The sequence below is a fragment of the Bradyrhizobium japonicum USDA 6 genome (assembly GCF_000284375.1).
Taxonomy (GTDB): Bacteria; Pseudomonadota; Alphaproteobacteria; order Rhizobiales; family Xanthobacteraceae; genus Bradyrhizobium; species Bradyrhizobium japonicum.
In genome coordinates, this window is the sequence record NC_017249.1 from 8,633,651 (window position 1) to 8,657,777 (window position 24,127).

Genomic DNA, 24,127 nt, shown 5'->3' on the forward strand with positions numbered 1-24,127 from the left:
TTACCGCGTCAGCTTCTGGGCGTGCCGATTGTCCGCGGTGGCCTCCGCTTCCGACCAGGATTGCGGCTTCACCTTGTCGCCGGCCGCGAACTTCTGGAAGCCTTCGACCACGACCTTGTCGCCGGCCTTCAGGCCCTCGGTCACGAACCAGAGTCCGTCCTGCACCGACCCCGTGCGGACCGGTTGCACGGCGATGCGATTGTCGTCCTTGACGACGAACACCTCGCTGCCGCCGCCGCCGTTGCGCTGGATCGCCTGCTGCGGCACCGCGATCGCATCGCTGTCGAGACCCTGGTCGATCCGGACGCGGACATACATGCCCGGCAGCAGCTCGCGCTTGGGATTGCGGAACTCGCCACGCAAGGTCACCTGGCCGGTATGGGCATCGACCTTGGCATCCGAGAACAGCAGCTTGCCGTCGAGCGAATAAAGGGTGTTGTCGTCGAGCACGAGGCGCACCTTGGCGGCATCGGCCGCGATGCGCTCGAGGTCGCCGCTCTCGAAGGCGCGGCGGAGCTGGTTGAGCTCGGTCACCGACTGGGTGAAGTCGGCATAAATCGGATCGAGCTGCTGGATGCTGGCGAGGTTGGTCTCGTTCTGCACCGCGAGCGCACCCTCGCTGACCAGCGCCGCACCGACGACGCCGTCGATCGGCGCGCGCACGGTGGCATAGTCGAGATTGAGTTTTGCGCGCGCGAGTTCAGCGTTGCGGCCTTCGACCTCGGCATGGGCCTGACGCTCGGCCGCGATCGCCTTCTCGTTCTCGGCTTCCGGGGCAGCGCGATCCTTGGTGAGGGTGGCGATGCGGTGCGCCTGCTGTCTCGCCTGCATCAGCGCGGCCTCGGCCTTGGCGACGGCGGCCTCGTTGGCCATCACCTCGACCTCGAACGGACGCGGATCGATGCGGTAGAGCGCATCGCCCGCCTTCACCTCGCTGCCCTGACGGAACAGGCGCTCGACCACGATGCCGGAGACACGCGGCCGCACGTCGGAGACGCGCGTCGGCGCGATGCGGCCCGGCAGCTCGCGCACCACGGCGCGCGGCTGCGGCTTGACGATGACGACGCTGACGTCAGGGTCGGCGGGCTGGGCAGCGGACACCGCAGAGACGGATTCGTCGCAGCCCGCGAGCAGCGGCGTAAAGGCCGCGAGCATTATTGCAACGCATGCCGATCGCGCGCGAAGTCCTGACATGAAGTTGAGTGCCCCGGTGTTGTTGAAACTGAAATCACGCTCCGCACGAGCCCGTTCTGGGCGATTCCACGCGGCTGATGCCGTCAAAATAGAACGTACTTGCTGCGACGCAACGCATTACGTGGGCGGCTCAATGCCACATGACCTATCCTGCTGAGTTCAGGGCGTTTTTCGGGACTCACCGGATTGTGAATCGGGTTCCATCGCGGCGTGCTGCGACAGAAGAACGCAATTACCCGGGGGCCTTCATCCGGTAGTGGCTGACGCCCCATTCGCTGCCATCGGCGTAGCCGAACAGCCCTGATGTCGCGAGGAAGAACCAGCGCCAGCGTCGCATCCACAAAGCGGTCTCCTCGCCATGGACGGTGCGCAGGGACGCTTCGATCGTGTCGCGATGCGCATCGAAATTGGCGAGCCAGTCGTTCGCCGTGCGCTGATAGTGCGTTCCGCTCCAGCACCATTCTTTCTCGATCCTGAAGACGTCGCCGAATTGCCTGACGAGGTGATGGCTCGGCATCAATCCATCCATGAAGACATGCTGCGCGATCCAGTCCTCGCGATTGGCGCGGTCGAACAGATGAGAGCCGGAACGATGGGTGACGATGTGCATGAAGAAGCGCCCGTCAGGCGCGAGCCAGGACCGCACGCGCGTCATCAGCTTGCGCCAGTTCATCATCTGCTCGAACATCTCGACCGAGACGATGCGGTCGAACTGCCCATCGGGCGCGAACACGTTCATGTCGGCGGCGACCACACGCAGGTTCAACAGCCCGCGCAGCCGCGCCTGCTCCTCGACATAGGCGCGCTGGGCCTGCGAGTTCGACACCGCCGTCACCTTCGCGTGCGGGAACCGCCGCGCCATCCACAGCGACAGCGAGCCCCAGCCGCAGCCGAGCTCGAGGATGGTCTGGCCGTCGGCGAGACCGGCGTGCTCGACGGTCTGGCGCAGCGCCTCCTCCTCCGCCTCCTGCAGCGTGCTCGCATCGGACTTGTAGAAGCAGGACGAGTAGTTGCGGTTGGGGCCGAGCACTTGCGCAAAGAAGGCCGCGGGCACCTCGTCATGCCCGGCATTGACGGCATCCGCGTCCCCGGCGATCGGCCGCAGGATCATCCGCCCGGCGAAGGCGGCATCGTCGGCCGCGCCCAGCGCGGACATGCGTGTCGCCGCGCGCGAGCACAGGCGCTGGATCGCGGCGCGGATCACGACGTCCGGCAACGGCACGCGTTCGGCAGTCCCGAAGATCGCGGAAACGACGCTCATGCGACCACTCCGTTGATCAGGTCTCGTTGTGGCGGCGGCGAAAGGAACGGACAGGTTCGGGCGTTGCCACCCGCCCGGCGGGCTCCGAGGTCCAGACGGGTTCGACCGCGCGGCTGCTGCTGCCGCGCCACCCGGGCGAGCGCCATCCAGACCGCGAGCAAGAGCGCGATGACGGCCAGCCCCCCAGGATTCGTCACCATGCAAAAAATCCGACCTAAGCCTGCGGAATGCCGAAGTTTTGCAAATTGCGCCTCTATCAAAGCGCGGTTTCGGCTTTGGGTTCCGAGAGCTCTCCACGAAATCGGCACATCCGGCGCTTTTTTTGGGCTGCCGCTGTGCCATAGTGCGCCCCGCAAGCAAGTTCCTAACGGATGATACCGGCCATGCCGCCTGGCGCCTCGCCCCGCTCTCCCATCGATATCGAATATACCAAGCTATCCTCACCCAGCGTTTTCCTGGTGCGGATGCTGGTCTTTCTGGTGCTGTGCACCCTGGTCGGCGTGGTGCTCTACAAGCAGATCATCCTGGCCTTCTTCGCCAATCCCGGCCTCAATGCCCTGATCGGCGGCGTGCTGTTCATCGGCATCATCCTGGCCTTCCGCCAGGTGATCCGGCTCTACCCCGAAGTCTCCTGGGTCAACAATTTCCGCATCGCCGATCCCGGCCTGGCGCCGTCCCGGCACCCGAAACTGCTGGCACCGATGGCCATGATCCTCGGCGGCGAGCGCACCGGGCGGATGACGATCACCCAGACCACCATGCGGCACCTGCTCGATTCGATCGCGACCCGCCTGGACGAGGCCCGGGACATCTCCCGCTACATGACCGGCCTGCTGGTCTTCCTCGGTCTGCTCGGCACCTTCTGGGGCCTGATCGAGACGGTCGGCTCGGTCGGCAAGGTGATCGACGGGCTCAAGGTCGGAGGCGATTCCGGCGCCCTGTTCGACACGCTGAAGGAGGGCCTCGCCGCCCCGCTCGGCGGCATGGGCATCTCGTTCTCGAGCTCGCTGTTCGGCCTCGCCGGCTCGCTGATCCTCGGCTTCCTCGATCTGCAATCGAGCCAGGCGCAGAACCGCTTCTACACCGACCTCGAAGACTGGCTCGCCACCACCGTGCGCGAATATGGCCACGGCGAGGTTGCGGTCGCAGCCGCTGGCGGCGGCGGCGTTGCCAGCGGTGAGCTCCAGGCCGCCGTCGAGCGGTTGCGCTCCGTGCTCGAGGAAGGCAGTGCCAGCCGCGGCACCACGGCGGCAATGGCGAGCCTTGCCGAGGCCATCCAGGCGCTGGTCTCGCACATGCGGACCGAGCAGCAGATGATCCGCGAATGGGCCGACGGCCAGGGCGAGCAGAACCGCGAGATCCGCCGCCTGCTGGAGCGCATCGCGCGCCAGCCCGAGAAGGGTTAGCGACAACGAAGATATCGCGCCCCGGACGCGGCGCAGCACGAAGTGTTGCGCTGCTGAGCCGGGGCCCAGAGAAACGAAGGAATGGGTCCCGGCTCTGCGCGGCAGCGTTTCACGCTGCAGCGCGTCCGGGACACGAGAGTGGAGATCGACGACAATGGCTCTAGCCCGCGGCCGCCGCAGCGAAACCGGCTTCAACTACTGGCCCGGATTCGTCGACGCGCTGTCGACGCTGGTGCTGTCGATCGTGTTCCTGCTGTCAGTATTTTTGGTCGTGCAGTTCTTCCTATCGCAGGAGGTCACCGGCAAGGACAAGGCGCTGGAGCAGCTCAACGCCAAGATCGCCCAGCTCAACGAGCTCCTGTCGCTGGAGAAGCTCGGCAAGCTCACGCTCGACGACCAGGTCTCGCAATTGAAAGCGGGCCTCGCCTCGGCCGAGACCGAGCGCGATCGCATCAAGGGTCTCTATGACGGCCTCGCCGCCGCCGGCAACGACGCCCAGGGCAAGACCACCGAGCTCGGCAAGGCGCTGGACTCGGAGAAGGCGGTCTCGGCGCGGGCACTGGCGCAGATCGAGGTGCTGAACCAGCAGATCAGCGCGCTGCGGCGGCAACTGGCGGCGCTGGAGGAGGCGCTCGACGCCAGCGAGAAGCGCGACAAGGAATCGCAGAACCGCATCGCCGATCTCGGGTCTCGCCTGAATGTTGCCTTGGCGCAGCGCGTGCAGGAATTGTCGCGTTATCGCTCGGAGTTCTTCGGCCGCCTGCGCGCCATCCTCGGCAACCGCCCTGACATCCGCATCGTCGGCGACCGCTTCGTGTTCCAGTCCGAAGTGTTCTTCGACACCGGACAGGCGACCTTGCTGCCCGAGGGCCGCGCCGAGCTCGACACATTGGCGACCGCGCTGATCGATCTCGACAAGAAGATCCCGAGCGAAATCCCCTGGGTGCTGCGCGTCGACGGCCACACCGATTTGCGCCCGGTCAGCGGCGCGAACTTCAAGTCGAACTGGGACCTGTCCGCGGCGCGCTCGATCTCGGTGGTGCAATACCTGATCTCGCTCGGCGTGCCCGCCCAGCGCCTGGTCGCCGCCGGCTTCGGCGAATTCCAGCCGCTCGACACCGCCAACACGGAAGAGGCCTACAAGCGCAACCGCCGCATCGAGCTGAAGCTGACGGAGCGGTAGTGAGCGCCGCCCTCCACCTCCGCCCCTACCGCCCCGAGGACGAAGCCGCCGCGATCGACCTCTGGCATCGCACCTGGCAGCAGGCCTATCCGCAGATCGATTTCGCCGCGCGGCTGGACTGGTGGCGCGAGCGCTGGCGCAAGGATCTGGTGCCGAACGCCTCGATCGTGGTCGCGGAAGCGGACGGCGTGCTGACCGGCTTCGTCACCATCGACGGCGAAGGCTATCTCGACCAGCTCGTGGTCGATCCCGCGCATTGGGGCTCGGATGCGGCCAGGCTGCTGGTGGATGAGGCCAAGCGCCTGTCACCGTCGGGCGTCACGCTGCTCGTCAACAAGGACAATGCCCGCGCCATCCGATTCTACGAGCGCAACGGCTTTGCCCATGCCGGCGAGGATTTGAACCCGACCTCGGGACGGCCGGTGCTGCGGATGGCATGGAAGCCGTGACGAGGTTTGCTGCCGACCCCACCCTCCGCTGTCATGCCCCGGCTTGACCCGCGGCCAAGCCGTCAGTGATGTATCCGAACAGGCGTCAGCTACGTCTCCGGCCTAAACATTTCGCGGGCGATGACACCGTGAATGAGGCAGCAGGCAGCCCGCCTCACGCGCCCTCGAACTGCAGCCTCGCGAGCCTCGCATAGAGCCCGTTCTTGGCGACGAGCTCGGCGTGCGTGCCCTGCTCGACGATCTTGCCATGGTCCATCACCAGGATGCGGTCGCAGGACAGCACGGTGGCGAGCCGGTGCGCGATCACCAGCGTGGTGCGGTGGCTCATCAGCTCCTCGAGTGCGGTCTGCACCAGTGTCTCGCTTTCGGCGTCGAGCGCGGAGGTCGCTTCATCGAGCAGCAAGAGCGGCGCATCGCGAAGGATGGCGCGGGCGATGGCGATGCGCTGGCGCTGGCCGCCGGAGAGCGTGACGCCGCGTTCGCCGAGCGGGGTCTCGAAACCTTCCGGCAGGCGGCGGATGAACTCGGCGGCATGCGCGAGCTCGGCGGCGCGCTCGACCTCGGCATCGGTCGCATCGGGCCGGCCGAAGCGGATGTTCTCGCGGGCGCTCGCGGCAAACACGTTGGATTCCTGCGGCACCAGTGCGATGCGCAAGCGGAAATCGCGCGGGTCCGCGGATTTGACCGGCACGCCGTCGAGGGAGATCGCGCCGCCCCGCGGGTCGTAGAAGCGCAGCAGGAGATGAAAGATCGTGCTCTTGCCGGCGCCCGAGGGGCCGACGATCGCGACCTTCTCGCCGGGGCGCACGGTGAACGACACGGCATCGAGCACATTGACGTGGGGCCGCGCCGGATAAGCGAAGCTGACCTGGTCGAAGCCGACCTCGCCGCGCGCCGGCATCGGCAGCGCGCGCGGTGACGCCGGCGCGGTGATCTCGGGCTGCACATGCAGGATCTCGAACAGGCGCTCGGCGGCGCCGGAGGCGGCCGAGACCTCGCCCCAAACCTCGCTGAGCTGGCCGAGGCCGGCCGCGGCGAAGGCCGCATAGAGCACGAACTGGCCGAGCCGGCCCGGCGAGATCGCGCCGATCAGGACGTCATGCGAGCCGATCCAGAGGATCGCGACCACGCTTGCGAACACGATGAAGATGATGATCGCGGTGAGCACGGCGCGGGCCTGCGTGGAGGTGCGCGCGGCCTCATAGGCCTGCTCGACCTCGCCGCCGAAACGTTTCTCGGCGAGCCCTTCGCTGGTATAGGCCTGCACGGTGCGGATGGCACCGACCAGCTCGCCCGCATAGGCGGAGGCGTCGGCGAGCGTGTCCTGCGCGTTGCGCGACAGACGCCGCACCCAGCGCCCGAACGCGACCAGCGGCAGCACGATCAGGGGAATGGCGAGCAGCACGAAGCCGGACAGGCGCGGGCTGGTGATCACCATCATCGCCGCCGCGCCGAAGAACATCATGAGATTGCGCAGCGCGATCGAGACGGAGGCGCCGACCGCGGACTTGATCTGGGTGGTGTCGGCCGTGAGCCGCGACACCAGCTCACCACTGCGCGCGGAATCGAAGAAGGCCGGCGAGAGCGAGAGCAGATGGGCGAAGACGTCGCGCCGGAGGTCGGCGACGATGCGCTCGCCGATCGTCATCACGAGGTAGTATCGCGAGGCGCTGGCAAGCGCGAGCACGGCGACCACCGCGATCATCACCGAGAAGTAGCTGTTGATCAGCGCGATGCCTTCCGGCGTCAGGCCGAAATCGATCATCCTGCGCACAGCGACCGGCACCAGCAGCGTGGTCAGCGCTGCGACCGTGAGCGCGACGAAGGCGAGTGCCGCGCGGCCGCGATAGCGGGCCACATAGGGCGCGAGCGCCAGCAGCGGCCGCAGCTTCGCGCGGCCCTTGGCCGGCGTCTCGATCAACTCGGCTTCGATCGACGGGGCCTCAGGCGCGGCATGCTTGTCGCGGTACTGGTCGTCAAGCCGTTCCACAGCGCTCATGAGATCGGACCCAAGGAGACAGATGAACTCCACATAGGCCGCTGCGGGGGGAGTGGCAAATCCGGGATGTCCCTTAGGGAGCGGCCCGGTTCTCCTTTGCCCACAATGGCTTGTTTTAAGGGGGCCTGTGGGGTATAGACCCCGCCAAATCCGTCATTCGATAGCCACTCAAGACAGGCGCCGGGCGCCGAGGAATTGCCATGAAAGCCGAAATTCATCCGAATTATCATACGATTAAGGTCGTGATGACCGACGGAACCGAGTACCTGACCCGCTCCACCTGGGGCAAGGAAGGCGACACGCTGAACCTCGACATCGACCCGAAGTCGCACCCGGCCTGGACCGGCGGCAACGCCCAGATGCTGGATCGCGGCGGCCGCGTCTCGCGCTTCCAGAAGAAGTTTTCGGGCTTTCTCAAAAAGGATTGATCCCGCCCTCAAGGCTGGAGACGAAAAACGCCCCCGGGAGACCGGGGGCGTTTTTGTTTTGGGGGCGTCATCTTCAGATCAGTAGGGTGGGCAAAGCGAAGCTTGCCCACCATTCTTTCTACGATCCGGAAAGCAAAATGGTGGGCACGGCGCTTTGCGCCTTTGCCCACCCTACGAGACCTGTGACTACGGCACCTGGGTGCTTACCGCTCGAACGCGGCCTTCAGCGCGTTGAGCTGCGGCACCAGCGGATTGCCGATCGCCACGTATTCGACCGGCGGGGTGTGGATGGTGGTGTCGAGGCGGCGCACGCGGGTCTGAAGGCTCATCGAGCGATGGATCAGGTCCTGGAGCTGCGAGGGCAGCTTCTCGACGGTGTCGGACGGGCCGGGATCGGCGGCGGTGAGCTTGACCTTGGTCTTCTCGCGATTGGCCTGGCTCAGCGTCATCTCGCCTTCCTTCACCGCGCGGTGCAGCAGCAGCCAGGAGGCAAGCTGCATCAGGCGGGTGGTCAGGCGCATGCTCTCGGTCGCATAGGTGAGGCTGACGGCGCGGTCGAGCGCCTTGGCCTCGGCGCGGCCGGCGCCATCGAGATAGGCGGCGGTCTCTTCCACCAGGTCCATGCCTTCACGGAACAGGACGCTGAACGCCGCGGAATTGGTGAACCGCTCGCTGAGTTGAACGAGAGCACCCTCGGCTTGCAAACGTTCCATGGTTAACGCCCCTTACGCAACTGTCTGACTGTCCGGCTTTGGCGCCGGCTTATGATGAACAAATCATTGCGCGGGCGGGACGCGGAGTCCAGCGACAAGCGCGGATATGGTTTCCGCGCGTCTTTCCTCGGAATTCAACCGGAACGAGACCCAAAAAGAAAAAAAGAGCCGCCGGAGACCGGCGGCTTTGAAAGTTGATAACAGGGAGGCGTCAAACAGAGTGGACAGGAGCCACTCGGTGTCCAAACGAGGACAGTTCCAGTCATAAACCCGAAAGCTTAATTGGAAGTAAACGAGCTAATTTTTAGAGAGTTCGTTAGCCATGTCGGTCACTGGCCGAGTGCGCTGCGGAACAAACTCTCCACTCGTCATTCCGGGGCGCGACGAAGTCGCGCTGCGCGCCGCCCCGGAATGACGAGACGCGAGATAGTTTTGCGCGAAGCATGGGTCCCGGCTCTGCGGAGCAGCGCCATAGCGCGTCGAAGACGCGCGTGAACGCGCTTTTGGCGCTGCACCACGTCCGGGACCCGAGAGGTGAGCACCAGGCCCTACTTCTTGAAAAACTATCCGCCGCATCGCGCGAGGCGCGCTTCTTGGTGGCGGCTTCCTCGAGCCTTGCGATCTCGGTGTTGAGCAGCGCCACGCGCTCGGTCAGTTCCTCGACGGACAGGAGCGAGAGATCCTGTCCGATCTCATGGCTGACCTTCTTGCGCGGCTTGTCGTCGTCCTCGATGGCCATGTGTCCTCCCGGGCAGTCCTGTCCTGAACGACGCCGATCTGGCGCTTTCCGAGCCGAAATGGTATCGCTTCTCCACAAGGAGAATTTGCAGTGACTTTCGCGAGCGCGCAACACCTGACGCGAATGCCCCGGCCCAACCGCAAGGAGGTTGACCGGACGGGATAAGCGCGCGTCCACGCGCGTGAGGCATGAGCCGACCCCAAGCCCTTCCGATCATGCGGGAGGGCTTTTGATTTTTCGTCGGTCGGCATCACCAAACGCGAAAGACCGCAGTCATGACCAAAATTCTGATCACCAGCGCCCTTCCCTACGTGAACGGCGTCAAGCATCTCGGCAATCTCATAGGCTCGCTCCTCCCCGCCGATGTCCATGCCCGCTTCAGGCGGCAGATCGGCGACGACGTGCTCTTCATCTGCGCCACCGACGAGCACGGCACGCCGGCTGAGCTCGGCGCCGTTCGCGCCGGACAGGATGTCCGCACTTTCTGCGACGCGCAGCACGCAATCCAGGCCGACATCTACCGCCGGTTCGGCCTTTCCTTCGACCATTTCGGGCGAACCAGTTCGCCACAGAACAGCGCTCTGACGCAGCACTTCTATCGCAGGCTCGACGATGCCGGATTGATCGAGGAACGTAAGTTGCCGCAGGTCTGGTCACCCACGGACGGCCGCTTCCTGCCGGACCGCTACGTGCTCGGCACCTGCCCGCATTGTGGCGACCCGTCCGCGCGCGGTGATCAATGTGACCAGTGTGGCGTGCTGCTCGATCCGCCCGAACTGATCGACCCGCGATCCGCGCTGTCGGGCGACCGCGCGCTGGAGGTCCGCGAAAGCCGCCATCTGTTCCTGCGCCAGTCGCAGTTGGTCGGGGCGTTGAGCGCGTGGATCGACAGCCGCTCCGGCTGGCCCTCCTTCGTGGTATCGACCGCGAAAGGCTGGCTGACAGCCGAGCTGCGCGATCGCTGCATCACGCGCGATCTGGCCTGGGGCATCCCGGTTCCACGACAGGGATTCGCCGACAAGGTCTTCTATGTCTGGTTCGACGCGCCGATCGGTTACATCGCCGCCACCCAGGAATGGGCCGCCGCCGCGCCGGGCCGCGACTGGCGAAAATGGTGGTGGCAGGCCGATGACGTCCGCTACGTCCAGTTCCTCGGCAAGGACAACATCCCATTCCACACCGTGAGCTTCCCGGCGACGCTGATCGGCTCGAACGAGCCCTGGAAGAGCGTGGACGTGATCAAGGGATTCCACTGGCTCAATTACGAGGGCGGCAAGTTCTCGACCAGCCGCAATCGGGGCATCTTTACCGACCAGGCCCTGGAGGAATTGCCCGCCGATCTCTGGCGCTGGTGGCTGATCGCCAACGCGCCCGAAAGCGCCGACACCGATTTCAACGTTGCCAGGTTCGTCGCCGACGTGAACAAGGATCTCGCCGACATCTTCGGCAACCTCGTCAATCGCATTGTCAGCTTCGCCCATCGGGCCTTCGACGGCCGGATTCCGGAAGGCGGCGCTCCTGACGAGGCCGAGCACCTGCTCGCACGGGAACTGGAGCAGCGCATCGCGACGCTGCGACGCCATCACGAGGCGCTCGAGTTTCGTGCAGCGGCCGCCGCGACGCGTGCGATCTGGGATGTAGCGAACGCGTACCTGCAGCATGCCGCGCCGTGGACAGCCATCAAGTCCGATCGGCTTCGCGCGGCGATCGTGACGCGAACAGCCCTCAATCTGGTCCGCGCCTGCGCCGTGCTGGCGTGGAGCATCGTGCCCAGCCTGTCGGAAAATGTGCTGCACGCCTTCGGCGGCGAAGATGCCGCGCCACGCTGGCCCCGCGGCCCAATCGCGGACCTGCTCGACGGCGGCGCCGGCACAGCGATCGCGCCGATCGGTCCACTGGTCGAAAGAATCTCTCCCGAAAGAGCAGGCCATCTGGCGGCGCGGTTCGGGCCTTAATGTCGTTTCACTTCGGCGGAAAAAGGCGATATGCCATCCGCCGAATTCATTCATCCAAGGACACATCATGGACAAGCTGCCCGCGCAAATGACCGTGGTCGCCATCTCCAAGCCCGGCGGACCGGAGGTGCTGGTGCCGGAACAACGTGCCGTTCCGCAGCCCGGTCCCGACGAGATCCTGGTCAAGGTGCAGGCCGCGGGCGTCAACCGGCCCGACGTGGCGCAGCGCTCCGGCGCCTATCCGCCGCCGCCCGGCGCCAGCGATCTGCCGGGGCTCGAGATCGCCGGCGAGGTGGTGGCGGTCGGCAGCAAAGCCAAACGCCACAAGATCGGCGACAAGGTGATGTCGCTGGTCGCCGGCGGCGGCTATGCGCAGTACTGCATCGCGCAGGACGCCCAGGCGATGAGCGTGCCGCCGGCACTGTCGATCAAGGAGGCCGGCGCGCTGCCGGAAACCCTGATGACGGTCTGGCACAACGTGTTCGAGCGCGGCGGGCTGAAGGCCGGCGAGACACTGCTGATCCATGGCGGCTCCTCCGGCATCGGCACCATGGCGATCCAGCTTGCGAAAGCCTTCGGTGCGAAGGTGTTCGTCACCGTGGGATCGCAGGACAAGATCGATGCCTGCCTCAAGCTCGGGGCCGACCGCGCCATCAACTACAAGACCGAGGACTTCGTCGCCGTGGTCAAGGCGGAGACCAACAATACCGGCGCCAACCTGATCCTCGACATGGTCGCCGGCGAGTATGTCGACCGCAACTATGATGCCGCGGCGGTCGACGGCCGCATCGTGCAGATCGCAACCCTCAACGGCCCCAAGGTCAGCGTCAACATCGCCAAGGTAATGGTGAAGCGCCTGACCCATACCGGCTCGACGCTGCGCCCCCGTAGTAATGCGGACAAGGCGGCCATGGTGGCCGCAATCGAGGCGAAAGTGATGCCGCTGTTGCGCGAAGGCCGCGTCAAGCCGCTGATGGACAGCAGTTTCCCGCTGGAAAAGGCATCCGACGCGCACCGGCGCATGGAGACCTCGGCACATATTGGCAAAATTGTGTTGGAGGTCTAGGCCAACGGCCCATCAGGCAAGGCGGAAACCCTTTGATTTTCCTCGCTTTCGTGGCATCTATCGCGACGCGCCGAACCATCTTGTTCCGTTCGGAAAACGCCTTGCACTGACCACCTTGCACTGAAGAGTTTGCGTCGAACGCGGAGAACCGACCTTGCGTCTGATCAGGTGCCTCGCGCCCATAGCGCTGGGCCTCATGATTCTCGTCGGCGCGTCCCCGGCGCGCGCCCTGGATGCCGTCAGCGTCCGCGGCGACGCGCCCGCGATCGACCTCACCGGCGTGCTCGAGCATCAGCGCAGTGACGCCGACCGCATCCAGGTCTCCACTGCGCCCGGCACCGACGGCATCGTCCGCCGCATCGAGGTGCGCGCCCGCGAGGGCGGCCAGAACTGGGTGGTGTTCGCGCTCGCCAACAACACCGACGACCAGCTCGACCGCCTGATCGTCGCCCCGCATTACCGCATCGTCTCGTCGGGCCTGCTCTGGCCCGACCTCGGGCTGTCGCGCATCGCGACCATCACGCCGTCGATCGGCGACCGCCCGGAGCGCCAGGAGAGCGCGACGGCCGACGTGTTCCGCATCACGCTCGATCCCGGCGCCGTCGTCACCTTTGTCGCGGAGTTGCGCACCGACAAGCTGCCGCAGCTCTATCTGTGGGAGCCCGAGTCCTACAAGGACAAGGTCAACTCCTTCACGCTCTACCAGGGCATCGTGATCGGCATCTCCGGGCTTTTGGCGCTCGTTCTCACCATCCTGTTCGTGGTGAAGGGCAGCATCATGTTCCCGGCCGCCGCGGCGCTGGCGTGGGCGGTGCTGGTCTATATCGGCGTCGATTTCGGCTTCTGGGGCAAGGTGCTCGACATGTCGAACAACGCCGAGCGCATCTGGCGCGCGGCGGGCGAAGCGATTTTGGCAGCGACGCTGCTGGTGTTCCTGTTCGCCTATCTCAACCTCAGTCGATGGCACGTGCGCTATTCGCACATCACCGTCGGCTGGCTCGCATTCCTTGGCTCCCTGGTCGCGCTGGCCCTGTTCGATCCGGCCGTGGCGTCCGGCATCGCGCGCATCTCGCTGGTGCTGATCGCTTTCGCGGGCTTCGCGCTGATCGTCTATCTCTCGACCCACGGCTTCGACCGCGCGGTGCTGCTGATCCCGACCTGGTTCCTGCTGGTGGTCTGGGTGGTCGCGGCCGGCATGACGGTCGCGGGCTCCGTCACCAACGACATCGTCGGCCCGGCGCTGCTCGGCGGCCTCGTGCTGATCGTGATGCTGATCGGCTTCACGGTGATGCAGCACGCCTTTGCCGGCGGCGGCGCCAGCACCGGCGTCGTCTCCGACATCGAGCGGCGAGCGCTGGCGCTGGCCGGCTCCGGCGATCTGATCTGGGACTGGGACGTCTCCGCCGACAAGGTGTTCACCAGCCCCGAGACCGAAGCCCTGCTCGGCCTCAAGCGCGGCACGCTGGAAGGCCCGGCGGCGTCGTGGCTCGAGGTGCTGCATCCGCTCGACCAGGACCGGTTCCGCGCCGCGCTCGACAGCGTGCTCGACCAGCGCCGCGGCCGCCTGGTCCAGGATTTCCGGCTGCGCACGCCGGACGGTCATTTCATGTGGTTCGCGCTGAAGGCGCGCCCGGTAGTCGGCTCGGACGGCGAGGTCTCGCGCGTCGTCGGCACGCTCACCGACGTCACCGAGCTGCGCAACGCCGAGGAGCGCCTGCTGCACGATTCCGTGCATGACAACCTCACCGGCCTGCCCAACCGCAAACTGTTCATGGACCGGCTCGGCGCGGTCGCGCATTTCGCCAAGACCATGCCGACGCTGCGGCCGACGCTGATGGTGATCGACCTCGACCGCTTCAAGCAGGTCAACGATTCCGTCGGCATCGCGGTCGGCGACTCGATCCTGCTGACGCTGGCCCGCCGCCTCACCCGCATCCTGAAGCCGCAGGACACGCTGGCGCGGCTTGCCGGCGACCAGTTCGGCCTGATCCTGCTCTCGGAGCAGGACCCCGCCCGCATCACCGCCTTCGCCGAGACCATCCGCAAGACCATCCGCGCCCCGATCGCCTTCAACGACCGCGAGATTTTTCTCACCGCCTCGATCGGGCTCGCGCTCTCCGATCCGCAGACCCAGTTGACGGACGAGATCATCAAGGACGCCGAGCTTGCGATGTATCATTCCAAGCGGATCGGCGGGGACCGCATCGACGTCTACAAGCCGGCGATGCGCGCGCGAAAGACCGACCGCCTGACGCTGGAGAGCGAGCTGCGCCGCGCCATCGAGCGGCAGGAGCTCACGATCCTGTACCAGCCGATCGTGCGGCTGGAGGATCGTTCGATCGCCGGCTTCGAGGCGCTGGTGCGCTGGGATCATCCGAAGCTCGGACGCATGGCGCCGTCGGAATTCATCAGCATCGCGGAAGAGACCGGCCTGATCGTCGACCTCGGCATGTTCGTGCTCGACCAGACCGCAAAGCAGCTTTCGGTGTGGCAACGCGCGATGCGCTCGCGCGAGCCGATCTTCGCCTCCGTCAACGTCTCCTCGCGGCAATTGCTGCGCCACGATCTGATCCACGACATCCGCACCGTGCTGTCGCGCTCCTCGGTGGCGCGCGGCACGCTGAAGCTGGAATTGACGGAATCGCTGGTGATGGAGAACCCGGAGCACGCAGCCCAGATGCTGACGCGCATCCGCGAGCTCGGCACCGGGCTGTCGCTCGACGATTTCGGCACCGGCCATTCCTCGCTGGCCTATCTCCAGCGCTTCCCGTTCGACACCATCAAGATCGACCAGTCCTTCGTGCGCACCACCAACCGCGGCACCCGTCCGGTGATCCTGAAGTCGATCATCGCGCTCGCGCATGATCTCGGCATGGACGTGGTCGCGGAAGGCGCCGAGACCGATTCCGACGCGGTCGAGCTCTACCAGATGGGCTGCGAATACGCGCAGGGCTTCGCCTTTGGCGAGCCGATGGACGCGGACGCGGCGATGCGCCTGCTCACGGAAGTGCGGCTGGAAGCGGCGAGCTAACGCTAATCGTCTTCCGCTCTCCTCCCGGAAAGGGTCGCTCGCAAAGTGAGCGGGGTGCCGCACCGGTGCGCTGATGCCGGGCTTGATCCAGATCAATGGGCCCTGCTCGACCGTTCTCAGGATGAGCAGACCACGCGCGTCTTTCTCAGGAGTCACGGATGAGCCGACACCTTTTCTACGCGATCACCCTCATCGGCACTGGAGTGTTCCTCGCCTCATCGGCCGAAGCAGTGACAGCCGCACGATGCGAGGATCGAGGCGCAAATTGCCTCGGCACATGTGCCAACTACACCGGCGGGGCCGGTGACGTTCGAGGACGCCAGAACACATGCGTCCGCACCTGCGACCGGCAGACGGCCAGCTGCCTGATACGAGCCCATGCCGCTGACGAACGCTGGCCCGGTAATCGCCAATGAAGGCCGTGGTTCTGCACTTGGGCTAAACATTTGGGTTAAGCACTTGCGCTAAACACTTGGGCTAAACACTTGGGCTGACGCCCCCGTCTCGCGCTTGCGGCGCAGCGCGTCCAGCTGGCCTACCCTGGCTTGCGTCGTAGCCCCGCGACCAAACAGAACCCTACCAGCAGCGAGATCGCGGCGAGGCTGCCCCAGACCAAACCGGCCTGTTCGAGATGGACATCCTGCGAGATCGGGTCGTAGCAGCGGCCGAGCTCGTTGAAGCAGTCGCGCCAGCGCCAGTAGCGGGCCTCGAAGGCGAGCGCGAACAGCACGCCTGTTGCAATCAGGGCTGCGCCAAAAATCCCCCTTAGCCAGCGCAGAATCATGCGGCGTCAGCTCACCTGCGCTGCTTCTTCCTGGTGAACCGCACGCTCTGGCCGTCCGGCATCCGCGTCGCGACGAATCCCGCGGCGAGGCAGGCTTCGCGCTGGGGCATCTGGATGTCGGGGCTGCGGAGGCTGTCCCACCACGAGGCGCGATTCGCCGCACGCGGCAGGGCCGCGCCGATGATCTCCTCGATCTGCTCGAAGCTCAGCACGAATTCCGTTTGCTTCTGCCGCATCAGATAATCCCGCAGCGCGTCGTAATCGTTCACAATCGTCCTCTCGTCCCAGCTCCGCTGCCCAAAAGCGATGCTTGCGGAAACCAATTCTTAACTCATTGCGGTCGCGCCGTCCCGGCTTAAACACTACGCAAGATTTCGGGCGCATCCACTAGTGTCGGGAGCAATCGATGCTATCTGGATGGCGCGACGTCATGACCCGGCAGCCGTGGCGGATTTCGGCGAAGCTGCTGATCATATCGTCCGTCGTGACGGTGATCGGCTTTTCCGCCATTTGCGTCAACGTCATGCTGGACATGCGCCGCGGCGAGGAGGCCCTCGCGCGCCAGACGCTGGACAATCTGGCCACCTCCATCGAAGCAGACATCAGCCGCAACATCGAGATCTACGATCTCTCCCTGAAGGCGGTCGCCAGCAACATGCTGCTGCCTGAGATCAACGCGGTCTCGAAGCCGATCCGTCACCTGATCCTGTTCGACCACGCCACCACGGCGCGGCACTTCGGCGCCATCCAGGTGTTCGATGCCGAAGGCAGGCTGACCATCGACGCCTCCACGCTCGATCCCCCGCCGGAGAACCGGAGCGAGGAGGATTACTTCAGGGTTCATCGCGACGATCCCGACGCCGGCCTCTTCATCAGCCGTCCGATGCTGTTCCGCGGCGCCTATTCCATCGTGCTGAGCCGGCGCATCAGCGATACCGACGGCGGCTTCCTGGGGGTCGTCACCGGCTCGATCCGCTTCAGCTATTTCCACGAATTGTTCGAGCGCCTGAACCTCGATCCCGATGATACCATCACCGTGCTGAGGCGCGATCGCACCATCATGATGCGGCGGCCGTTCGATCTCGACGTCATCGGCAAGAATCTGGGGACACAGCAGAGCTGGAAGGCCGACAATCTCAAGGCCGGCGGGTCCTACGCGGGCCAGGGCCCGGTGGACGCGACGCCGCGCCTCTACGTCCGCAGCACCGGCCCGGGTCCGCTCTTCGTGGTGGCAGGCAAGCCGCTCGCCGCCGTGTTCGAGCTCTGGCAGAAGGAAGCCTACCGCATCGGCGCGGTGGTCCTGGCGCTCATCCTGTTCATGCTGGCCTCGACGCTGGTGCTCGCCCGCGAGATCAGCCGGCGCGCCGAAGCCGAGCGCAAGCTCGAGGAGATGGCGACGACGGACGCGCTCACCGGCCTGAAGAACCGCCGCAAGTTCGACCAGGTCATCGACGCCGAATGGCGCCGCGCGATGCGCCAGAAGACGCCGGTCGCACTGCTGATGATCGATGCCGATCACTTCAAGGCCTACAACGACACGTTCGGCCATCAGGCCGGCGACCAGGTGCTGGTCGGCATCGCGATCTGCATTTCCGATTCGGTGCGGCGGTCCGGCGACTGCGCCGCGCGCTATGGCGGCGAGGAATTCGCGGTGCTGCTGCCGAACACGTCGGCCGCCGAGGCCTTCAATATCGCCGAGACGATCCGCGGCAAGGTGCAGGGCTGGTCCGACGACCAGGCGACGTCGACGGTCTCCTGCGGCATTGCAGGCTTGGTTCCGACCACCGGCCTGGACTGGCCGGTCCTGGTCGCCGCCGCCGACAAGGCGCTCTATGCGGCGAAAGCCGGCGGCCGCAACCAGTCCGTGGTCGCCAGCCTTCCGAAGCTGTCGCTGGTGGCGTGAGGCCTCAGTGTCGTCCCCGCGAACGCGGGGACCCATACCGCGGAATCTATCGATCGTTGCCGGCAGCAGTACCGAACGGCGAGTCTTCGCCAAACTACTCCCTGTGATGATGGGTCCCGGATCTGCGCTTCGCTTGTCCGGGACGACACCGAGAGTGTGGCTATTACTGCCCCAGATACTTCTTCATCTCCGCAATCAGCCCATCACGCAGTTCCGGCCGCTTCAGGCCGTAGGCGATGTTGGCGCGGAGGAAGCCGGGCTTGGAGCCGCAATCATGGCGCTCGCCCTCGAACTCGACGCCGTAGAATTTCTGCGACTTGGCGAGGCCGATCATGGCGTCGGTGAGCTGGATCTCGCCGCCGGCGCCGCGCTCCTGGGTCTCCAGGATCTTGAAGATCTCCGGCTGGAGGATATAGCGGCCGGTGATGGAGAGGTTGGAGGGCGCGGTACCCTTGGCCGGCTTCTCGACCATACCGTCGACCTCGAACATCTTGCCGGTGCGCTTGCCGACGCCGCAGATGCCGTATTGATGGGTGAGATGGTCGGGCACCGCCTCGACCGCGATGACGTTGGATTTTTCGCCGAGCGTTGAAGCCGTCTCGATCATCTGCTTCAGGCAGCCGGTCGTGTTGAGCACGAGCTCGTCGGGCAGCACGACCGCGAACGGCTCGTTGCCGACGATGTCGCGCGCGCACCAGACCGCGTGGCCGAGGCCGAGCGGCGCCTGCTGGCGGGTGAAGCTGACGGCGCCGGCCTCCGGCTGGTTCTGCGCCAGGATGTCCTGCTCGGCCTTCTTGCCGCGCGCGGCGAGCGTCGCGTCGAGCTCGAACATCTTGTCGAAATGATCTTCGATGACGTTTTTGTTGCGGCCGGTGACGAAGATGAAATGCTCGATGCCGGCTTCCCTCGCCTCGTCATAGACGTACTGGATCAGCGGCTTGTCGACGATGGTCAGCATTTCCTTCGGCATCGCCTTGGTGGCGGGCAGGACGCGGGTGCCGAGGCCGGCGACGGGGAATACGGCTTTGCGAATTTTCATGGGACAGATCGAATACCTGAGGACGTGAAGGGAGCAATGGTATCTTGCTAGCTTGTTTGCAGCCGCTAACAAAGGCGGATGTGGGGCCTCGCGCTCACAGAGTTGAGAAAAAGGCCGACACCAAAATTTCACCTTTGTTAAGCTATTGGCAACCGGTACCGGGCCTCCTGAAGGCGGGGATTTTCGGCCGGACAGGTAGGGTATGATGCAATCAGTGGCAGCGCCGGCGAAACGTGCTGGATTTGTGACCGGCGCAATGATGCTTGCGACCGCTGTGCTGCTGCCTGTCAGCGCGAACGCCCAGGCGCAGAACGGCTTGTCGAACCTGTTCGGCGGCATTTTCTCCGGCCCGAATCCGGCGCCCTCGCAAGCCCCGCCCGGCCCCGGCGGCGCGCTGCCCTGGACCGGCGAGGACGGCGCCTCCGGTCATCCGCTGATGACGGCCGCCGCGATCCGCGAGGCGGCCGCCAACTTCAACAATTGCGTCGCGGGGATGTGGCCCGATGCCGCACGCCGCAACATCACGCAGGAGAATTTCCAGCGCTTCACGGCCGGGCTCACACCCGATCTACGCATCATGGACCTGATGGATTCGCAGCCGGAGTTCACCAAGTCGATCTGGGATTATCTCGACATCCTCGTGAACGACAACCGCCTCGCCAAGGGTCGCGAGGTCCTCGCCAAATACAAGGCGCAGTTCGACGCCACCGAAAAGGCCACCGGCGTCGACCGCTATATTATCGCCTCGATCTGGGGCATCGAGTCCAATTACTCGACGCAGATGGGCGACCGCAGCGTGCTGCAGTCGACCGCGACGCTCGCCTGCATCGGCCGCCGCCAGGCCTATTTCAAGGACGAGTTTCTCTCCGCGCTGGAGATCCTCAACCGCGGCGATCTCAGGCCTGAGCAGATGCGCGGCTCCTGGGCCGGTGCCTTCGGCCCGACCCAGTTCATGCCGACCGCGTTCAAGCGCTTTGCCGTGGATGGCGATGGCGACGGACGGCGCGACGTCGTCGACAATCCCAGTGATCTGATCGCCTCGACCGCCAACAATCTGAAGAAGGACGGCTGGCAGGCCGGCCAGACCTGGGGCTACGAGGTCGTGGTGCCCCAGGGCTTCAACTACATGCTGGCCGATCGCGCCAAGGCGATGACGATGGCGCAGTGGGAGAAGCTCGGGCTCAAGCGCCCGGCCAACCAGCCCTTCCCGCATCCGGCCGAGAAAGCCTATCTGCTGGCGCCCGCCGGGGCGCAGGGCCCGGGCTTCCTGATGCTGCAGAATTACCGCGTCATCATGAAGTACAACCCGGCCGAGGCCTATGCGCTGGCGATCGGCCATTTCGCCGACCGCCTGCGCGGCGGCCAGCCCTTCGTGCAGCCCTGGCCGCGGCAGGAGCGCGAGCTGTCCCGCACCGAGCGGCTGGAACTCCAGCAGCTGCTGGCCCAGCGCGGCTTCTACAAGGGCACCCCGGACGGCCAGTTCGGCGGCCAGACCCGGGAGGCGCTGCGCAATTTCCAGGCCTCGATCGGGGTCCCCGCCGACGGATTTGCCTCCTCCGACGTGCTGGATCGGCTCCGAGGACGGTAAAACCGCCCCGAAAGTAGCCCTGAACAGGGATTTTGCCCGATCGCCTTGACCGGGACGGCTGTTCCCCGGTGTATGGCAGAAGAATCTGCAAAGAGAATCTGCCCGTTGGGCGCCCAATTCCGTTATTATATCGAGCCTGTCCCAATTCCCCATTGCGCGTGCCTGAGATCGCATGTCGAAGCCAAAGTCTTTCTTCAAGGCGCTGACCGAGACCGGCCCGTTGATCGCGCTGGGGACGGCGCTTGCGATCCTGGTCTCGGTCGCGGGACCCGCCTCGGCGCAGTTCTTCAACTTCCCCGGCTTCGGCGGCCCGCCGCAGCGGCAGGCCCCGCCACCGCGGAACGGCGGAGGCGGCGGCTGGTTCGGCGGCGACTTCTTCGCGCCATTCCAGCAGCAACAGCCGCAGGCGCCGCGCCAGGATTTTTCGCGCGCGCCGGCACCTAGCAAGCGCGACACCACGCCCGACAAGAATGTGCTGGTGATCGGCGACGCCATGGCCGACTGGCTCGCCTACGGCCTCGAAGACGCCTACACCGAGCAGCCCGACATGGGCGTGATCCGCAAGCACAAGACCACGTCCGGGCTGATCAAGTACCAGCCGAAGGGTGAGCCCGCGGACTGGGCAGCGGCAGCGAAGGGCATCCTCGAGACCGAGAAGCCCGACGTCATCGTCGTCATGCTCGGCCTCAACGACCGCATCTCGATCCGCGAGGCCGCGCCCGACAAGGCGACGGACAAGGACAAGAAGAACGATAAGGGCGCGCGCGCCAAGCCGCAAGGCAAGCCAGGCGACAAGGCCGGCGACGCCAAACCTGATTCCGCCGCCAAGCCGGATGACAAGCCCGCCGACGCCGACCTGCCGCAGGACGACGCCGACAACGCCGACACCCCGGCGGCCGCAGCGCCCGAGAAGACCGCGCGCAACCCGAACGGCCTCTACGAATTCCGCGACGAGCGCTGGGTCGAGCTCTACGGCAAGAAGATCGAGGAGCTGGCCAACGTCCTTAAATCCAAGGGCGTGCCGGTGCTCTGGGTCGGCCTGCCCGCGATCCGCGGCCCCAAGGGCACGGCGGACATGCTGTTCCTGGATTCGCTCTATCGCGAAGGCGCGGCCAAGGCCGGCATCACCTATGTCGATGTCTGGGACGGCTTTGTCGACGAAGCCGGCCGCTTCCTCCAGAAGGGCCCGGACTTCGAAGGCCAGATCCGCCAGCTCCGCAGCTATGACGGCGTCTATTTCACAAAGGCCGGCGCACGCAAGCTCGCCCACTATGTCGAGCGTGAGATCACGCGCCTGCTCGCCGGACGCTCCGGCCCGATTGCGTTGCCGAGCGAGCCTGCGACCCCCGACACCAGCGCCGAGCCCGGCAAGCCCGCGCCGCGGCCGCTGGCGGGACCGATCGTGCCGCTGGTGGCAGCTTCGATCTCGACCGATCAATTGCTGGGCGGACCGGGTTCGCGTCCCGCCGCGGTCGATGCGCTCGCCGCGAAGACGATGGTGAAGGGTGAGCCACTGGCCGCGCCCGCCGGCCGTGCCGATGATTATGCCTGGCCGCGCCGCGAAGTCGGCCGCGAGCAGGCCAAGGGCGATACGCCGATGGCTACGACGACGCCGGATGGTGGTGCTGCTGCTCCCGGTGTGCCAAGCGCTGCCGCCGCGATCGCGCCGCCCAGACTCGCGCCGAAGAAGCCGCCGGTGGTGCAGCAGCCGCAGCAGCCGGCCCAGGCATCGCCGTCGTTCCGCGATTTCTTCGGCTTCGGCTCTCCGCAGCCGCCGCCGCGTCAATTCGCGCCGGCGCCGCGCAATCCGTATCCCAATCCCGCGATCCCGCGCCCGCCTGGTAACGTCGGGCGATCGGCGGAGATGTTCAGGTAGTTTTTCTGAATTGAGATCTCGTGTCCCGGACGCGCTGCAGCGTGTAACGCTGCTGCGCAGAGCCGGGATCGAGCATTGCAACACTCACAAAAGCGGGCCCCGGCTCAGCAAAGCGGCGTTACCGGACGATGCTACGCATCGCCCAGGCTGCATTGCGTCCGGGGCACGAGAGACGGGAGCTTTGGCTCAGCCGTAATAGCGCCAGCGCGGCGGCGGGCGACGGGCCGGACGCGACATCAGAAGCGCGAGTGCGAAGCCGATCCCGCCGGCGATCAGCAGCGCACCGAGCGGATTGTCCTGTACCTTCTTGGCAAGCGCCTGCGAACCGTCACGCAAGGTCTCGGCCGGCTTATCGTAGGCATCCTTGGCGTAGCCCGCCGCCGTCTCGCCGGCGTCGCGCACGGCATCCTTGGCCTGGCCGTAGAGGTTCTGCACGGTGCCGGCGGCTTCCCGCGCCTTTCCTGACGCCTGTGTCTGCGCATCGCCAGCGAGATCACCGACGGCGCTTTCTGCGCGCCCAGCGAATTCCTTGGCCGATCCGACGATCCGATCCTTGTCCATGTTGCTCCTCCTCGGGGGTCAGCCCAAGTAACCGATCAGGAGCAGCGCGGTTCCAAGCTTCTGCGAAAGTGTGTAGGCCGGATTGCGCTCCCGCCTGCGCTCTTCGGGCTACGGCGGGCCGGTCGCGGCATCCGGGCTACAGGATGAGCCCGCCATCGACCACCAGCGTCTGGCCAATGATGTAGGACGACAGCGGCGAGGCCAGGAACAGCGCCGCGCCCGCCATGTCAGCCGGCGTGCCCAATCGCCGCAGCGGAATGCGTGACAACGCACCTTCGAGCCGCTTGGGATTGTCGGTGGTCACCTTCGTCATCTTGGTGTCGACGAGGCCGGGCGCGATACCGTTGACGCGGATGCCATCCTCGGCCCAGGCCTCGCCCAGCGTCCGCGTCAATCCGACTGCGCCGGTCTTCGAGGCGTTGTAGGCGGGATTGCCCATGGTGGAATGATAGGCTGCGGTCGAGGACACCATGATCAGCGCGCCCTTGCTATCGCGCAGCATGGAGTGAAACCGCGTCGCGCAGGCCATCAGGCTCATCAGATTGACCTCGACGACCTTGCGGAAGCCGGCCATCTCGAACTCACCGCGGCGATAGAGCACCGCGCCCTGCGCGAGCACGAGCACATCGAGATGATCGAAGGACGGTGTGAACGCTTCCACCGCGCCGGCGTTGCCGACGTCGAGCTGTGCATAGGAAAGACCCGTGAGATCGGAGCCTTCTTGCGCCGAATATTCCGCGGGATGAGCACGCGTGCCGCAGACCGCAACAGCGGCACCCCTGGCACGAAAGGCTTGCGCGATGCCGTTGCCGATGCCGCTGGACCCGCCGACCACCAGCACCTGCTTGCCTGAGAAATCGAGCTCGTTCGCCATCGCGGCCTCCCCTTTTGTTTTGCTTGTTTGACCTGTCTGCGGATCGATGCCAGCCTTGTCCATCTCATAACAAGAAAC

The 24,127-nt window shown here is 65.7% G+C and carries 19 protein-coding genes and 1 pseudogene; 10 read left to right on the top strand and 10 right to left on the bottom strand.

The features are described 5' to 3' along the window. The gene (locus BJ6T_RS39760; RefSeq protein WP_038933460.1) at positions 1–1,194 is read right to left on the bottom strand and encodes an efflux RND transporter periplasmic adaptor subunit; all 1,194 of its coding nucleotides are present in this window, start codon (positions 1,192–1,194) and stop codon (positions 1–3) included. Positions 1,195–1,426: 232 nt separating this feature from the next. Beyond that, positions 1,427–2,455 (bottom strand): SAM-dependent methyltransferase, encoded by a 1,029-nt coding sequence (locus tag BJ6T_RS39765; protein ID WP_014498156.1) that lies wholly within the window; start codon positions 2,453–2,455, stop codon positions 1,427–1,429. A gap of 383 nt (positions 2,456–2,838) precedes the next feature. Here BJ6T_RS39765 and BJ6T_RS39775 point away from each other — a divergent pair, with 383 nt between their 5' ends. From BJ6T_RS39775 to BJ6T_RS39785, 3 genes are all read left to right on the top strand, one after another. Further along, a complete protein-coding gene (locus BJ6T_RS39775; RefSeq protein WP_028170310.1) occupies positions 2,839–3,861 on the top strand; it encodes a flagellar motor protein MotA in 1,023 nt (340 codons plus the stop codon). 154 nt (positions 3,862–4,015) lie between these two features. After that, entirely contained in the window at positions 4,016–5,044 is a 1,029-nt protein-coding gene (locus BJ6T_RS39780) for a peptidoglycan -binding protein (RefSeq protein ID WP_014498158.1), read from the top strand. After that, positions 5,044–5,493 (top strand): GNAT family N-acetyltransferase, encoded by a 450-nt coding sequence (locus BJ6T_RS39785; protein WP_014498159.1) that lies wholly within the window; start codon positions 5,044–5,046, stop codon positions 5,491–5,493. Before BJ6T_RS39780 ends, BJ6T_RS39785 begins: the two co-directional genes overlap by 1 nt. Before the next feature lie 154 nt (positions 5,494–5,647). Here BJ6T_RS39785 and BJ6T_RS39790 read toward each other — a convergent pair whose 3' ends face one another. Further along, the gene (locus tag BJ6T_RS39790; RefSeq protein ID WP_028170311.1) at positions 5,648–7,492 is read right to left on the bottom strand and encodes an ABC transporter ATP-binding protein/permease; all 1,845 of its coding nucleotides are present in this window, start codon (positions 7,490–7,492) and stop codon (positions 5,648–5,650) included. 200 nt (positions 7,493–7,692) lie between these two features. On the opposite strand from BJ6T_RS39790, the gene rpmE reads away from it, so the two are divergent. Then, on the top strand, positions 7,693–7,920 hold the full coding sequence (rpmE, locus tag BJ6T_RS39795; RefSeq protein WP_008137002.1) for a 50S ribosomal protein L31: 228 nt from the start codon (positions 7,693–7,695) through the stop codon (positions 7,918–7,920). Positions 7,921–8,123: 203 nt separating this feature from the next. Here the strand turns inward: rpmE and rcdA are convergent, their stop codons facing one another. Continuing rightward, complete coding sequence (gene rcdA / locus BJ6T_RS39800) at positions 8,124–8,633, bottom strand: protease adaptor protein RcdA (RefSeq protein WP_014498161.1); 510 nt, start codon at positions 8,631–8,633, stop codon at positions 8,124–8,126. Positions 8,634–9,183: 550 nt separating this feature from the next. Beyond that, positions 9,184–9,372: pseudogene (locus BJ6T_RS39805) on the bottom strand (DUF1192 domain-containing protein); the annotation flags it as partial. A 275-nt stretch (positions 9,373–9,647) separates the two neighbouring features. Here BJ6T_RS39805 and metG point away from each other — a divergent pair. From metG to BJ6T_RS39820, 3 genes are all read left to right on the top strand, one after another. Beyond that, positions 9,648–11,327, top strand: a complete 1,680-nt coding sequence (gene metG / locus BJ6T_RS39810) for a methionine--tRNA ligase (protein WP_014498163.1) — start codon at positions 9,648–9,650, stop codon at positions 11,325–11,327. A 67-nt stretch (positions 11,328–11,394) separates the two neighbouring features. Beyond that, positions 11,395–12,393 carry an NAD(P)H-quinone oxidoreductase gene (locus BJ6T_RS39815; RefSeq protein WP_014498164.1) on the top strand — a complete coding sequence of 333 codons (999 nt, stop codon included), beginning with the start codon at positions 11,395–11,397 and terminating at the stop codon, positions 12,391–12,393. A 154-nt stretch (positions 12,394–12,547) separates the two neighbouring features. Continuing rightward, positions 12,548–15,424 (top strand): EAL domain-containing protein, encoded by a 2,877-nt coding sequence (locus tag BJ6T_RS39820; protein ID WP_014498165.1) that lies wholly within the window; start codon positions 12,548–12,550, stop codon positions 15,422–15,424. Between the two features lie 535 nt (positions 15,425–15,959). On the opposite strand, the gene BJ6T_RS39825 is transcribed toward BJ6T_RS39820, so the two are convergent. Together BJ6T_RS39825 and BJ6T_RS39830 are read right to left on the bottom strand one after the other, a co-directional pair. Beyond that, complete coding sequence (locus BJ6T_RS39825) at positions 15,960–16,208, bottom strand: hypothetical protein (RefSeq protein ID WP_014498166.1); 249 nt, start codon at positions 16,206–16,208, stop codon at positions 15,960–15,962. An 11-nt stretch (positions 16,209–16,219) separates the two neighbouring features. After that, entirely contained in the window at positions 16,220–16,477 is a 258-nt protein-coding gene (locus tag BJ6T_RS39830) for a DUF7662 domain-containing protein (RefSeq protein WP_028170312.1), read from the bottom strand. A 137-nt stretch (positions 16,478–16,614) separates the two neighbouring features. On the opposite strand from BJ6T_RS39830, the gene BJ6T_RS39835 reads away from it, so the two are divergent. After that, the gene (locus BJ6T_RS39835) at positions 16,615–18,111 is read left to right on the top strand and encodes a sensor domain-containing diguanylate cyclase (RefSeq protein WP_028170313.1); all 1,497 of its coding nucleotides are present in this window, start codon (positions 16,615–16,617) and stop codon (positions 18,109–18,111) included. 163 nt (positions 18,112–18,274) lie between these two features. Here BJ6T_RS39835 and galU read toward each other — a convergent pair whose 3' ends face one another. After that, positions 18,275–19,150 carry a UTP--glucose-1-phosphate uridylyltransferase GalU gene (gene galU / locus BJ6T_RS39840; protein WP_014498169.1) on the bottom strand — a complete coding sequence of 292 codons (876 nt, stop codon included), beginning with the start codon at positions 19,148–19,150 and terminating at the stop codon, positions 18,275–18,277. A gap of 256 nt (positions 19,151–19,406) precedes the next feature. On the opposite strand from galU, the gene BJ6T_RS39845 reads away from it, so the two are divergent. Next, positions 19,407–20,738 carry a lytic murein transglycosylase gene (locus BJ6T_RS39845; protein ID WP_014498170.1) on the top strand — a complete coding sequence of 444 codons (1,332 nt, stop codon included), beginning with the start codon at positions 19,407–19,409 and terminating at the stop codon, positions 20,736–20,738. 172 nt (positions 20,739–20,910) lie between these two features. Further along, positions 20,911–22,614, top strand: a complete 1,704-nt coding sequence (locus BJ6T_RS39850; protein WP_014498171.1) for an SGNH/GDSL hydrolase family protein — start codon at positions 20,911–20,913, stop codon at positions 22,612–22,614. A 186-nt stretch (positions 22,615–22,800) separates the two neighbouring features. On the opposite strand, the gene BJ6T_RS39855 is transcribed toward BJ6T_RS39850, so the two are convergent. Both BJ6T_RS39855 and BJ6T_RS39860 read right to left on the bottom strand, forming a co-directional pair. Then, the gene (locus BJ6T_RS39855; RefSeq protein WP_014498172.1) at positions 22,801–23,175 is read right to left on the bottom strand and encodes a CsbD family protein; all 375 of its coding nucleotides are present in this window, start codon (positions 23,173–23,175) and stop codon (positions 22,801–22,803) included. A gap of 136 nt (positions 23,176–23,311) precedes the next feature. Continuing rightward, on the bottom strand, positions 23,312–24,049 hold the full coding sequence (locus tag BJ6T_RS39860; protein ID WP_014498173.1) for an SDR family NAD(P)-dependent oxidoreductase: 738 nt from the start codon (positions 24,047–24,049) through the stop codon (positions 23,312–23,314). Between the last annotated feature and the right edge of the window lie 78 nt (positions 24,050–24,127).

Coding starts and splice junctions, on each gene's coding strand:
- BJ6T_RS39760 (WP_038933460.1), bottom strand. CDS start 1,194: ATGTCAGGACTTCGCGCGCGATCGGCATGCGTTGCAATAATGCTCGCG.
- BJ6T_RS39850 (WP_014498171.1), top strand. CDS start 20,911: ATGTCGAAGCCAAAGTCTTTCTTCAAGGCGCTGACCGAGACCGGCCCG.
- rcdA (WP_014498161.1), bottom strand. CDS start 8,633: ATGGAACGTTTGCAAGCCGAGGGTGCTCTCGTTCAACTCAGCGAGCGG.
- BJ6T_RS39780 (WP_014498158.1), top strand. CDS start 4,016: ATGGCTCTAGCCCGCGGCCGCCGCAGCGAAACCGGCTTCAACTACTGG.
- BJ6T_RS39765 (WP_014498156.1), bottom strand. CDS start 2,455: ATGAGCGTCGTTTCCGCGATCTTCGGGACTGCCGAACGCGTGCCGTTG.
- BJ6T_RS39775 (WP_028170310.1), top strand. CDS start 2,839: ATGCCGCCTGGCGCCTCGCCCCGCTCTCCCATCGATATCGAATATACC.
- galU (WP_014498169.1), bottom strand. CDS start 19,150: ATGAAAATTCGCAAAGCCGTATTCCCCGTCGCCGGCCTCGGCACCCGC.
- BJ6T_RS39845 (WP_014498170.1), top strand. CDS start 19,407: ATGATGCTTGCGACCGCTGTGCTGCTGCCTGTCAGCGCGAACGCCCAG.
- BJ6T_RS39825 (WP_014498166.1), bottom strand. CDS start 16,208: ATGATTCTGCGCTGGCTAAGGGGGATTTTTGGCGCAGCCCTGATTGCA.
- metG (WP_014498163.1), top strand. CDS start 9,648: ATGACCAAAATTCTGATCACCAGCGCCCTTCCCTACGTGAACGGCGTC.
- BJ6T_RS39790 (WP_028170311.1), bottom strand. CDS start 7,492: ATGAGCGCTGTGGAACGGCTTGACGACCAGTACCGCGACAAGCATGCC.
- rpmE (WP_008137002.1), top strand. CDS start 7,693: ATGAAAGCCGAAATTCATCCGAATTATCATACGATTAAGGTCGTGATG.
- BJ6T_RS39835 (WP_028170313.1), top strand. CDS start 16,615: ATGCTATCTGGATGGCGCGACGTCATGACCCGGCAGCCGTGGCGGATT.
- BJ6T_RS39815 (WP_014498164.1), top strand. CDS start 11,395: ATGGACAAGCTGCCCGCGCAAATGACCGTGGTCGCCATCTCCAAGCCC.
- BJ6T_RS39855 (WP_014498172.1), bottom strand. CDS start 23,175: ATGGACAAGGATCGGATCGTCGGATCGGCCAAGGAATTCGCTGGGCGC.
- BJ6T_RS39860 (WP_014498173.1), bottom strand. CDS start 24,049: ATGGCGAACGAGCTCGATTTCTCAGGCAAGCAGGTGCTGGTGGTCGGC.